10 protein-coding genes are annotated in these 11,806 nt (G+C 59.1%); all 10 read right to left on the bottom strand.

From position 1 onward, the window contains the following. Window positions 1-59: 59 nt before the first annotated feature. Window positions 60-389: a GlpM family protein gene (locus tag BK662_RS10965; RefSeq protein WP_185047110.1), complete on the bottom strand. Its 330-nt coding sequence runs from the start codon at window positions 387-389 to the stop codon at window positions 60-62. 8 nt (window positions 390-397) lie between these two features. After that, window positions 398-1,726, bottom strand: a complete 1,329-nt coding sequence (aauR, locus tag BK662_RS10960) for a two-component response regulator AauR (protein ID WP_123358053.1) — start codon at window positions 1,724-1,726, stop codon at window positions 398-400. Further along, window positions 1,723-3,624, bottom strand: a complete 1,902-nt coding sequence (gene aauS / locus BK662_RS10955) for a two-component sensor histidine kinase AauS (protein WP_123358052.1) — start codon at window positions 3,622-3,624, stop codon at window positions 1,723-1,725. Before aauS ends, aauR begins: the two co-directional genes overlap by 4 nt. Before the next feature lie 240 nt (window positions 3,625-3,864). Further along, the gene (locus tag BK662_RS10950) at window positions 3,865-4,599 is read right to left on the bottom strand and encodes an amino acid ABC transporter ATP-binding protein (RefSeq protein ID WP_123358051.1); all 735 of its coding nucleotides are present in this window, start codon (window positions 4,597-4,599) and stop codon (window positions 3,865-3,867) included. Next, complete coding sequence (locus BK662_RS10945; protein ID WP_123358050.1) at window positions 4,596-5,267, bottom strand: amino acid ABC transporter permease; 672 nt, start codon at window positions 5,265-5,267, stop codon at window positions 4,596-4,598. The genes BK662_RS10950 and BK662_RS10945 overlap by 4 nt, the downstream gene beginning before the upstream one ends. Beyond that, window positions 5,267-6,013: an amino acid ABC transporter permease gene (locus BK662_RS10940; RefSeq protein WP_030128211.1), complete on the bottom strand. Its 747-nt coding sequence runs from the start codon at window positions 6,011-6,013 to the stop codon at window positions 5,267-5,269. Before BK662_RS10940 ends, BK662_RS10945 begins: the two co-directional genes overlap by 1 nt. Before the next feature lie 192 nt (window positions 6,014-6,205). Continuing rightward, the gene (locus BK662_RS10935) at window positions 6,206-7,120 is read right to left on the bottom strand and encodes a glutamate/aspartate ABC transporter substrate-binding protein (protein ID WP_123358142.1); all 915 of its coding nucleotides are present in this window, start codon (window positions 7,118-7,120) and stop codon (window positions 6,206-6,208) included. A gap of 448 nt (window positions 7,121-7,568) precedes the next feature. Beyond that, complete coding sequence (glpD, locus tag BK662_RS10930) at window positions 7,569-9,107, bottom strand: glycerol-3-phosphate dehydrogenase (RefSeq protein ID WP_123358049.1); 1,539 nt, start codon at window positions 9,105-9,107, stop codon at window positions 7,569-7,571. Window positions 9,108-9,435: 328 nt separating this feature from the next. Then, complete coding sequence (locus tag BK662_RS10925; protein ID WP_007898523.1) at window positions 9,436-10,191, bottom strand: DeoR/GlpR family transcriptional regulator; 756 nt, start codon at window positions 10,189-10,191, stop codon at window positions 9,436-9,438. An 83-nt stretch (window positions 10,192-10,274) separates the two neighbouring features. Beyond that, window positions 10,275-11,780, bottom strand: a complete 1,506-nt coding sequence (gene glpK / locus BK662_RS10920; RefSeq protein WP_123358048.1) for a glycerol kinase GlpK — start codon at window positions 11,778-11,780, stop codon at window positions 10,275-10,277. Window positions 11,781-11,806: the final 26 nt, after the last annotated feature.

The following is an 11,806-nucleotide window of genomic DNA, read 5'->3' as shown; positions in this document are numbered from 1 at the left end:
CAGCCTGCGGCAGCTCCTACAGGTGTATGCAAATGCCGCAGGCCGCGATCTTTTTGAATTTAGGCGTGCAAGCGAACCCACACGCTGACCAACACCGTCGCCGCCATCAACCACGCCACCGCCGCCACCGCCAGCGACGCCTCCAATCGCATCCGGTCGACCATCACATACAAGGTCGCCAGGTAGACGAAGTACGGAATGATCGACCACATGCCAAACACGATGGTGGTTTTCAGATCATCCAGCGAGCGCCCCTTGCCGACGATGTAATGGGCGATCAGCGCAAAGGTCGGAAACAGCGGCACCAGGCCTGCGATGTAATAGTTTTTGGTCTTGGCCAGCATGGCAAGAATCACCACCACCGCCGCGCCCAGGGTGGCTTTGAAAATCAGGTCCATCAGTGGCTCAGCCCGTATTTCTTCACTTTGTCGAACAGCGTGGTCTTGGCCATTCCCAGTTCCTGACTGGCCTGGGTCAGGTTGCCGCCGCTGCGCTGCAAGGCATCGCTGAGCAGGTTACGCTCGAAGGCTTCCACCGCTTCGGCGAAGGCCAGGCCCTGGTTACTGCCGCTGGCGCCGGATTTTTTGAAGGCCGGCAGACCGAGCGCGAAGCGTTCGGCGACGTTGCGCAGTTCGCGCACGTTGCCTGGCCAGTCGTGGCTCATCAGGGTCGACACGGTCTGATTGTCCAGCTCTGGCACCGCGCGGTCGAAGCGCAGGGATGACTGCTGCAGGAAGTGCTCGAACAGTTGCAGGATGTCTTCGCGGCGTTCGCGCAGCGGCGGCAGTTCCAGGGTTACCACGTTCAGGCGGTAATACAGGTCGCTGCGAAACTCGCCGGCCTTGCTCGATTGATCCAGATCGGATTTGGTCGCGGCGATCACCCGGCAATCCACCGCCACGCTCTGGTTCGAGCCGAGGCGTTCGAGGGTGCGTTCCTGCAACACCCGCAGCAGTTTGATCTGCAACGGCAGCGGCATGCTTTCCACTTCATCTAGAAACAGCGTGCCACCGTCGGCGTGTTCGATCTTGCCGATCCGCCGCTTGCCGGCACCGGTGAAGGCGTTGGCCTCGTGGCCGAAGATTTCACTTTCGAACAGGTTCTCCGGCAGGCCACCGCAGTTCAGCGCGACGAACTGTTTGGTGTGCCGACGGCTGAAGTCGTGCAGGCAGCGCGCAACCAATTCTTTACCGGTACCGGTCTCGCCTTCGATCAGCACGTTGGCCGAGGTGTCGGCGACGTTGGCGATCAGTTCCCGCAGGTTCTGCATGGCCGGCGAGCGCCCGATGATCCGGCCTTCGAGCGAATCCCGCTCGAACAGTTGCCGGCGCAACGACGACACTTCCCGCGCCAGGCTGCGTTGCTCCAGCGCGCGGCGGGCAACATCCACCAGGCGTTCCGGGGAGAAGGGTTTCTCCATGAAATCGTAGGCGCCTTTCTGCATCGCGCCGACGGCCATGGAGATGTCGCCGTGACCGGTAATCAGCACCACCGGCAGGCTGCGATCGCGGGCCTTGAGCCGGGTCAGCAGTTCCAGGCCATCGATGCCTGGCAGGCGGATGTCGCTGATGACGATGCCGGCGAAGTTATCGCCGACCCGCTCCAGCGCTTCTTCGGCGCTGCCGACGCCCACGCAAGGAATGTCTTCCAGGGTCAGCGCCTGTTGGCAACCAAGCAGGACATGGGGGTCGTCTTCGACGATCAGCACACTAAGGTCGTTGTTCATATTGGCTCGGCGGGAGTGGGGCTTACCAACGGTAAACTGAGGACGAAGGTGGTACCACCGCTGGCCGGGTGCTCGACACCCAGATGCCCGCCAGTGGCAGCGGCAAGGCTCGCGGAAAGGGTCAGGCCCAGGCCCAGGCCTTGTTCGCCGGGTTTGGTGGTGAAGAACGGTTCGAACAGATGCTTGCGCGCTTCGGCATCGATGCCGTGGCCGTTGTCGCGCACCCGCAGGCGATATTTGCCATCAAACTGTTCGCCTTCCAGCCAAAGCTCTGGCTGCGGCTGTGCCTGCATGGCGTCGAGGGCATTGCCGATCAGGTTGACCAGGATCTGCTCCAGGCGGGTCTGGTCGATCTGCACCTGCACATCGGCGAAGTCACGGTGCAGTTGCAGATGCGCATTTTCCACGCGACTGCCCAGCAATTGCAGGGCAGCTTCCACGGCTTTGCCGAGGCTGGCCTGGCCCTTGTCATCGCCTCGCCGGGCGAAGGAACGCAGGCTGGCGGTGATCCGGCCCATGCGGTCGATCAGTTCATTGATGGTCTTGAGGTTGGTGCTGGCCACATCCAGCTGACCGCGTTCCAGAAAGCGCACGGTATTGCCGGACAAGGTCCGCAAGGCTGCCAGCGGCTGGTTCAATTCGTGGGCGATGCTGGTGGACATCTGGCCAATGGCGGCCAATTTGCCGGCCTGAACCAGTTCATCCTGGGCCCGGCGCAACGTCTCTTCGGCCTGTCGGCGCTCACGGATCTGGCCCTTGAGCCGTTCGTTGCTGGCGCGCAGGTCGGTGGTGCGTTCGGTAATCCGACGCTCCAGTTGATTGTTGGCTTCCTGCAAGGCCTCCCGCGCCGCGAGGCGGGTGGCGATCACCTTGCGCCGCTCATTCCAGGCGATCAGCAGAAAGGCCACCAGGGCAAACGCCACCGCCACCAGAATCCCCTGATTGATCGCTTCACGCCGCAAATCCTGCAGGGGCGTGAGCAGAGTGAAATTCCATGGGGTGTCGCTTAGAGGACGGGTTTGCGACAGGTAGCTGATGTTCTCTTCATCGGACATCAATTCGCTGTTGGCGGGGAAGGTCAGTTTTTCCTCGCCTTCGGCGAGTTTCTCCCGCGCCAGCGGTTGCAGTTCATTCAGCGGAAACCAGTAGTACTGCAGACTACGGGCCAGTTTTTCCTTGGTTTCCTCGCTCAATGGCACAACCGATTTAAGCCGCCGCGCCGGATCGCTGGAGAGAATGATGATGCCGTTCTCGTCGCTGACGAAGGCTTCCAGGCGCGCACGTTGCCAGCGTTCTTCCATGGCTTCGAGGCGAACCTTGACCACGGCGACGCCGATGATCTTGCCGTGCTCTTCCAGACCGTGCGCCAGATAATAGCCAGGTTCGCCGCTGGTGCTGCCGATGCCATAGAAACGCCCCGGCTGACCGCGCACGGCATTCTGGAAATAGGCGCGGAAGGACAGGTCTTCACCCAGATAACTGTCGACATCGCGCCAGTTGCTGGTGGCCAGTACACGACCGGTGGTGTCCATCACATAAATGGCCCGACTGCGGCTGCGCCGGTTCAGGCCTTCAAGGTATTCGTTGACCGTCTGCCGGAGTTCCGGAGACGGGTCGGCCAACAGCCTGGAAACACTGGATTCGAGTTCCAGCAGGCTGGGCAGGTAGGTGTATTTGCTGATCTCGCTCTCGACAGCGCGGGCGTGCAGTTCCAGCTGACGCTGGCCATTCTCGCTGAGGCTGCGAATTCCGTAGTGTTCACTGACCCAGAAGCCGATATAGCCCAATCCGATCATCAGGGCGATGACCAGCGGCGGCAGGAACAGATGGCGAATCAAACGGGGTTTCACGGCGAGTGATGGCGGCGCGGCGCGATAGAGAGTGGAGTCGCATTTCATCACAGATGCCTTGGGTCAACCACAACACAAATATCCATATACCCACAGGCCCCCTGTGAGAGTTGGCTCTGTGGCGAGGGGGCTTGTCGGAACGCCGCATCGCCCCGTTCGGCTGCGAAGCAGTCGTAAACCCGTTGCATGCGGTTTGACTTCGAAATGCCGGGGCCGCTTCGCGACCCAACGGGGGTAAGCCCCCTCGCCACACAAGCCAGCTCCCACAGGGGGAGCGGCGTCCGATGCTTAGTGCTGCAGAATCTTCTCGAGGAAATGCTGCGCGCGTTCGGAGCGGGCGTTGATGTCGCCGAAGAACTCTTCCTTCTTGCAGTCTTCGATGATTTTGCCCTGGTCCATGAAGATCACTCGGTCCGCTACCTTGCGGGCGAAGCCCATTTCGTGGGTCACGCACATCATGGTCATGCCTTCGTGGGCCAGTTGCACCATCACGTCGAGTACTTCGTTGACCATTTCCGGGTCCAGCGCCGAGGTCGGTTCGTCGAACAGCATGACGATCGGGTCCATCGCCAGCGCACGGGCAATCGCCACACGCTGTTGCTGACCACCAGAAAGCTGGCCCGGGTGCTTATGCGCATGGGCAGATAGCCCGACTCGCTCAAGCAGTTGCAGGGCTTTTTTTGAGGCTTCTTCCTTGCTGCGGCCCAGCACCTTGATTTGCGCGATGGTCAGGTTATCCATGATGCTCAGGTGCGGGAACAGTTCGAAATGCTGGAACACCATGCCGACGCGCGAACGCAGTTTCGGCAGGTTGGTCTTCGGGTCGGCGATGGACGTGCCATCGACGATCACGTCGCCTTTCTGGAACGGTTCCAGCGCGTTGACGCATTTGATCAGGGTGGATTTGCCGGAACCGGACGGCCCGCACACCACGATCACTTCGCCTTTTTTGACCTCGGTGCTGCAATCAGTCAGTACCTGGAAGTCGCCATACCACTTGTTGATGTTCTTGATAGAGATCATACGGCAAACCTTTTTTGCAGACGCTTGACCAGCAGCGAGGCGGCAAAGCTGATTGTGAAGTACGTGAGACCTGCAAAGATCAGGAACTCATTGGAGCGACCGATGATGTCGCCACTGGCGCGCGAGGCATTGAGGAAGTCCACCAGACCCACCGCGTAAACCAGCGAGGTGTCCTGAAACAGGATAATGCTCTGTTGCAGCAGCAGCGGGGTCATCTTGCGGAACGCTTGCGGCAGGATGATCAATCGCATCATCTGGCCGTAGCCCATGCCCAATGCCTGGGCAGCACCCATCTGGCCCTTGGGGATCGACTGCACGCCGGCCCGGACGATTTCGCAGAAGTACGCCGCTTCGAACATCATGAAGGCTACGATGCACGAGGCGAACGCGCCGATCGGAGTATCTTCGCCGGTGATCCAGCGTAGTACGAACGGCACCGCCAGGTAGAACCAGGTGATGACCAGCAGCAGCGGGATCGAGCGGAAGTAGTTAACGTAGGCGCCGGCGATGTTGGACAGCAGTTTGCTGTGGGACAGGCGCATCAGTGCCAGGATTGTGCCGAGGATGATCCCGCCGCTCACGCCCAAGGCCATCAGCTTGAGGGTCATGACCATGCCGTTCCACAAGCCCGGCAGGGACGGGATGATGCCCGAGAAGTCGAATTCCATCATTTACCCCCTACGGAGATCAGGCCTGGTACGGCAACTTTCTTCTCGACACCGCGCATCAGCAACATCAGGCCCATGTTCAGCGTGAAGTAAATCAGCGTGGCCAAGGTGAAGGCTTCGAACAGGTTGGCGGAGAACTCGGCGGTCTGTTTGGTCTGCGCGAGCAGCTCCATCAGGCCGATCAGCGAGGCCACGGACGAGTTCTTGAACACGTTCAAAAATTCCGAGGTAAGCGGCGGAATAATGATGCGGTAAGCCTGGGGCAGCAGCACGTTCCAGTAGATCTGCGGCAGCTTGAAACCCATGGCGCGGGCAGCGGATTCCTGGCCGCGAGGCAGCGCCTGGATACCGGTGCGCACTTGTTCGCAAACCCGAGCGGTGGTGAACAGACCCAGGCATACGACGACGCTCAGGAAGGCCGAGGTGGTCGGGTTGAGATCCTGCTTGTACCACTCCTGGATGTCCGCAGGCAGCAGGTCGGGCACCAGGAAGTACCAGATGAACAGCTGAACCAGCAGCGGCACGTTACGAAAGAGTTCGACGTAGCAGGTCGCGATGCCCGATACGATGCGATTCGGCACCGTGCGCATGACGCCCAGAATCGAGCCTAGTAGCAGCGCGATGATCCAGGCAGCGACGGCAATGGCGATGGTCCAGCCCAAACCGGAGAGGTACCAGTCGAAATAAATCTCGCTGCCCACGCCGGTGGACTTGAAGAACACGCCCCAGTCCCAGTTGTAATTCATTAGGGTCTCCCCTCGGATTCGTTCGATTTACAAATGCCCGCCTGGGGAATCTCCGTTCCCGCCCGACCATGACGTCAGGCACACACGAGCGGCTCGACAACCACCGATTCGAGTGTTTCCAAAAATGCCAGCAGGGAGTGACAAATCCCTGAAAGGGCAAAGGCCCTCTCAGGAAATAAGGTTAGTCAGAAATCAGGATTTCTTTTCGTCAGCTGCTTTGTCGGTCGGATTGGCGATCAGGGCCTTGAGCTCTTCGCTCATCGGGAAGTTCAGGTTCAGGTTTTTTGGCGGGATTGGCTGCATGAACCATTTTTCGTAGATCTTGTTGATCTCGCCCGACTTGTAGGTCGCGATGATTGCGTCGTCGACGGCTTTCTTGAACGGTGCGTCGCCCTTGCGAACCATGCAGCCGTAGATTTCGAACGATTGTGGTGTGCCGGTCACGGCCCAGTCATCCGGCTTCTTGGCCTTGGCCATTTCGCCCGCCAACAAGGCGTCGTCCATCATGAAAGCAACGGCACGGCCGGTTTCCAGCATCTGGAAGGACTCGCCATGGTCTTTGGCGGAGATCACGTTCATGCCCATCTGCTTGTCGGCGTTCATCGACTTGAGGATGCGCTCGGACGTGGTGCCGGCGGTGGTCACGACGTTCTTGCCTTTCAGGTCGGCGAAGTCTTTGTACGGGGAATCTTTCTTGGCCAGCAGCTTGGTGCCGATTTCGAAGATACCCACGGAGAAGTCAACTTGCTGCTGACGTTCGACGTTGTTGGTGGTGGAGCCGCACTCGACGTCCACGGTGCCGTTCTGCACCAGAGGGATACGGGTTTGCGAGGTCACCAGGTTGTATTTGACCTGGAGGTTGGGCATGTCCAGGTCTTTCTTGATGGCTTCAACGATTTTCAGCTGGATATCGTGGGAGTAGCCAACCGGTTTGCCGGAAGCGTCCGCGATATAGGAAAACGGAATGGAAGCGTCACGATGCCCGAGGGTGATGGTGCCGGACTCTTTGATCTTCTTCAGTGTGCCGGTGAGTTCGGCTGCGAAAACTGGAGTGCTAATCAGAGCGGCAGCAATGGCTGCGCCCAGGATATGGGGAACGATGCGCATCAAATTTTCCTCGACATTGTTTTTTTTATGGAGCCAGTTCATCGGCCTTTTGGTGCTTCGAATGCCTGACGGCTCCTGAAGTGTTGGCGCAACAGGCATTCGTCCAAGAGTGTAGAGCATGACTCGTGCCAGGCCAGGCGATATAGATCAAGTTATTGATTTGTAAGGCTATTAAATATTTATGGCGTTGGATTTTCTATTGGGCGATCCGGTTTACCGAATCGACTGGCAAGTCGCGTTCGGAAAACCGAATGCAATTCCATGACTTGCACATACCCTGTGGGAGCGGGCTTGCTCGCGAAAGCGGTCTATCAGCCGACGGATATGTTGAATGTTAGTCAGTCTTCGCGAGCAAGCCCGCTCCCACAGTTGATCAGTGGTGTTCTCTAGAATGCAAAAAGCCCCTGAATCGTGAGATTCAGGGGCTTTGGTTCAACCGGATTCCCGATCAGGCCGCTTCGATCTTGCTGCGGTTCTGTTCGACCTTGTTCAGGTAGTCCTTGAGCTTTTGTTGTTCGGCCGGGGTGGTGAATAGCCCGAGCTTGCTGCGACGCCACAGAATGTCGTGGGCGGTGGTCGCCCATTCTTCGCTGCACAGGTAATCGACTTCGCGGGTGTAGAGACCGCCGCCGATGTGTTCGCCCAGATCACTGAGGCTTTCCACACCTTCGAGCATGCGCCAGGTGCGGCTGCCATAAGTGGTGGCCCAGCGTCGGGCGATCTCGGTGGGCACCCAGTCGAACTGGTCGCGGATCCGCGAGCTCAAGGCCTGCGGCGTGGTCATGTCTTCACCGCCGGGGAGGGTGGCGCTGGCGGTCCAGCTTGGCTTGATGTGCGTAAAGTACGGAGCCAGTTGCGCCAGTGCCGACTCGGCCAACTTGCGGTAAGTCGTCAGTTTGCCGCCAAACACCGACAGCAGCGGTGCTTCTTCGGCACTGCCCGACAATGCCAGGGTGTAGTCGCGGGTGACGGCCGACGGGTTGTCGGATTCGTCGTTGCACAATGGGCGAACACCGGAATAGCTGTGCAGGATGTCGTCGCGGCTGATTTGCTTCTTGAAGTGGGCGTTGACCACTTTGAGCAGATAATCGGTTTCGCCTTCGGTGATCGCCACTTTAGCCGGGTCACCGGTGTACTCGCGGTCGGTAGTGCCGATCAGGGTGAAGTGGTTCAGGTACGGAATAGTGAACACGATGCGCTGATCTTCGTTTTGCAGAATGTGCGCATGTTCGCCTTCATACAGTTTTGGCACGATCAGGTGGCTGCCCTGGATCAAGCGGATGCCGTACGGCGATTCCATCTTCAGGTCGTCACGAATGAACTGGGCAACCCATGGGCCGGCTGCGTTCACCAGCGCTTTGGTGCGGATCGAAAACAGGCTGCCATCGGCGCGTTCCAGGTGCAGGTGCCACAGACCCTTGGTGCGACGGGCACCGACACAACGGGTTTGGGTATGGACGTGAGCGCCTTTCTCGCGGGCGGCCATGGCGTTGAGCACAACCAGGCGTGCGTCATCGACCCAGCAATCGGAATATTCGAAGCCTTTGGTGATTTCGCTTTTCAGTGCGCTGTCCGGGCCGAACTTCAGGCTTTTCGAGCCTTCGAGTTTTTCCCGTTTGCCGAGATGATCATAAAGGAACAGGCCGGCGCGGATCATCCAGGCCGGGCGCAGGTGAGGGCGGTGCGGCAGCACGAAACGCATCTGTTTGACGATGTGCGGCGCCTTGGCCAGTAGCACTTCGCGCTCGGCAAGGGCTTCGCGCACCAGGCGGAATTCGTAATGTTCTAGGTAGCGCAGGCCACCATGGATCAGCTTGCTGCTGGCCGACGAGGTGTGGCTGGCCAGATCATCCTTTTCACAAAGGAACACCGAAAGACCGCGACCGGCGGCATCCGCTGCGATCCCCACGCCATTGATCCCACCACCGATGACGGCGATATCGTAAACCTCGGCGAGAGGGGGCGTAGGCAAGATAGAAGTGGGCATCGGCTGGCCTCGGGCTTTTTGAATTTCTATATTTGAATTCGAACATTAATGTTCATTTGCGAAAATATTAGCTCATAAAGACGCCCACAGCCAGTCAACTTCGATTGAAAATACTGATCGAAGGGCGGCCAAAGGAAAATTTACGAACATTGAATGAGCATGGGAGGGCTTTTGTGGCGAGGGAGCTTGCTCCCGCTGGGCTGCGAAGCAGCCCTAAAACCGGTGGGCACGTTCTCAGGAAGAACAAATTGTCTGATTTGCGTCTGCTGCGCAGCCGAACGGGAGCAAGCTCCCTCGCCACAAGGGAGCGCGCTGTTTCCGAGGGGGGTTAAACGACTTCCAACCGAATCTTGTGCTGGCTCAACAATTGCGCCAAGGCCGGCGAGGGCTGCTGATCGGTGACCAGGCAATCGATCAGGCTGATCGGTCCCAGGCGAATCATGGCATTGCGCCCGAATTTGCTGGAGTCAGCCGCCAGAATCACCTGTCGGGCATTGGCGATAATCGCTTGGGACACCCGCACTTCCTGATAATCGAAGTCCAGCAAACTGCCGTCTTCATCGATACCGCTGATGCCGACCAGCGCGAAGTCGACTTTGAACTGGTTAATGAAGTCGACACTCGCCTGACCAACCACACCACCGTCACGGCGCACGTTTCCACCGGTCAGCAGTACGTCGAAATCGTCCTTGGCGCTGAGCATCGAGGCCACATGCAGGTTGTTGGTGATGATCTTCAGGTGGTTGTGGTTGAGCAGCGCCCGAGCGATGGATTCGGTGGTAGTGCCGATGTTGATGAACAGCGAGGCGTGATCGGGAATCTGAGCGGCAATGGCTTCGCCGATACGCTGTTTTTCATCGCGCATCTGATCGGCGCGCATGGCGTAGGCGGTGTTTTCGACGCTGGAATCATAGGCTGCGCCGCCGTGGTAGCGACGCAGCAGATTGACTTCCGCCAGTTGATTGATATCGCGGCGGATGGTTTGCGGTGTAACGACGAACAGCTGAGCCATTTCCTCGATGCTGACATAGCCGCGTTCGCGGACCAGTTCGAGGATTTGCTGCTGACGGGGAGGCAGATTCATGGGGCTTCCTTTGGGCTGCCGTGCAAAATTTGCCCATGATGCCGCAGGAATCTGCTCCCTACCAGTTAGAACCCGTCCTTGGCTTATTCAGCGCCTTCGTGCGGTTCCCAATCGCGGGTGCGGCTGACGGCTTTTTTCCAGCCGGCGTAGAGTTTTTCCTTCGCGGTTTCGTCCAGCGTCGGTTCGAACTCGCGCTCGATCACCGCCTTGCCGCGCAACTCGTCCAGGCTGCCCCAGAAGCCGCACGCCAGACCCGCCAGGTAAGCCGCGCCCAATGCGGTGGTTTCGCGCATTTGCGGACGCTCGACCTGAGTGCCGAGGATGTCGGCCTGGAATTGCATCAGGAAGTTGTTCGCGACTGCACCGCCGTCCACGCGCAGGGACTTCAGGCGTTCGCCGGAATCCTGCTGCATGGCGTCCAGGACGTCGCGGGTCTGGTAGGCAATCGACTCCAGCGCGGCACGAATGATGTGATCCACGCGTACACCACGAGTCAGGCCGAACAATGCACCGCGGGCATACGGGTCCCAGTACGGAGCGCCCAGACCGGTGAAGGCCGGCACCAGGTACACGCCGTTGCTGTCCTTGACCTTGTTGGCGAAGTATTCGGTGTCGTGGGCGTCATTGATTATTTTCAACTCGTCACGCAGCCACTGCACGGTGGAGCCACCGTTGAACACCGCGCCTTCGAGGGCGTAGGCCACTTCGCCGCGCGGGCCGCAAGCGATGGTGGTGAGCATGCCGTGTTTGGATTTCACAGCTTTGTCGCCGGTGTTCATCAGCAGGAAGCAACCGGTGCCGTAGGTATTTTTCGCCTGGCCTGGCTCGACGCACATCTGGCCGAAGAGGGCCGCCTGCTGGTCGCCAGCGATACCGCCAATGGCAATGCCACTTTTGGTGTGGCCGTAGATTTCGGACGAGGACTTAACTTCCGGCAGCATCTCGCGCGGGATGTTGAGGACTTCCAGCATCTTCGCGTCCCACTCCAGCGTGTGGATGTTGAAGAGCATGGTGCGCGAGGCATTTGTGTAGTCGGTGACATGCACCTTGCCGCCGGTAAATTTCCAGATCAGCCAGCTATCGACGGTGCCGAACAGCAATTCACCCTTGCGCGCACGCTCGCGACTGCCTTCGACGTTGTCGAGGATCCACTTGAGTTTGGTGCCGGAGAAGTACGGGTCGGTGACCAGGCCAGTGGTGTCGCTGATGTATTGCTCGTGGCCATCGCGCTTGAGTTGTTGGCAGATTTCGGTGCTGCGGCGGCACTGCCAGACGATCGCGTTGTAGATCGGGCGGCCGGTGGTTTTGTCCCAAACTACGGTGGTTTCACGCTGGTTGGTGATGCCGATGGCCGCGACCTGATCGTGATGCAGGCCGGCTTGAGCCAGGGCCTCGACCATCACGGCGCTTTGGGTGGCGAAGATCTCCATCGGGTCATGTTCGACCCAACCGGCTTGCGGGTAATGCTGTGCGAATTCGCGCTGGGCGGTGCAGACCACGTTCGCGTCACGGTCGAAAATGATCGCGCGGGAGCTGGTCGTACCCTGATCGAGGGCAATGATGTAGTTCTTATTCTGTATGTCGGTCATGTCGATTGCCTTGGACGAAAAATAGG

Origin of the sequence: Pseudomonas frederiksbergensis (genome assembly GCF_003732275.1) — a bacterium.
In the GTDB taxonomy this organism is placed as follows: Bacteria; Pseudomonadota; Gammaproteobacteria; order Pseudomonadales; family Pseudomonadaceae; genus Aquipseudomonas; species Aquipseudomonas frederiksbergensis_H.
The sequence above is the reverse complement of the archived record's forward strand: the minus strand, read 5'-3'. Positions and strand labels throughout refer to the sequence as shown.

Coding starts and splice junctions, on each gene's coding strand:
- aauR (WP_123358053.1), bottom strand. CDS start 1,726: ATGAACAACGACCTTAGTGTGCTGATCGTCGAAGACGACCCCCATGTC.
- BK662_RS10935 (WP_123358142.1), bottom strand. CDS start 7,120: ATGCGCATCGTTCCCCATATCCTGGGCGCAGCCATTGCTGCCGCTCTG.
- BK662_RS10940 (WP_030128211.1), bottom strand. CDS start 6,013: ATGAATTACAACTGGGACTGGGGCGTGTTCTTCAAGTCCACCGGCGTG.
- glpD (WP_123358049.1), bottom strand. CDS start 9,107: ATGCCCACTTCTATCTTGCCTACGCCCCCTCTCGCCGAGGTTTACGAT.
- aauS (WP_123358052.1), bottom strand. CDS start 3,624: ATGAAATGCGACTCCACTCTCTATCGCGCCGCGCCGCCATCACTCGCC.
- BK662_RS10925 (WP_007898523.1), bottom strand. CDS start 10,191: ATGAATCTGCCTCCCCGTCAGCAGCAAATCCTCGAACTGGTCCGCGAA.
- BK662_RS10950 (WP_123358051.1), bottom strand. CDS start 4,599: ATGATCTCTATCAAGAACATCAACAAGTGGTATGGCGACTTCCAGGTA.
- BK662_RS10945 (WP_123358050.1), bottom strand. CDS start 5,267: ATGGAATTCGACTTCTCGGGCATCATCCCGTCCCTGCCGGGCTTGTGG.
- glpK (WP_123358048.1), bottom strand. CDS start 11,780: ATGACCGACATACAGAATAAGAACTACATCATTGCCCTCGATCAGGGT.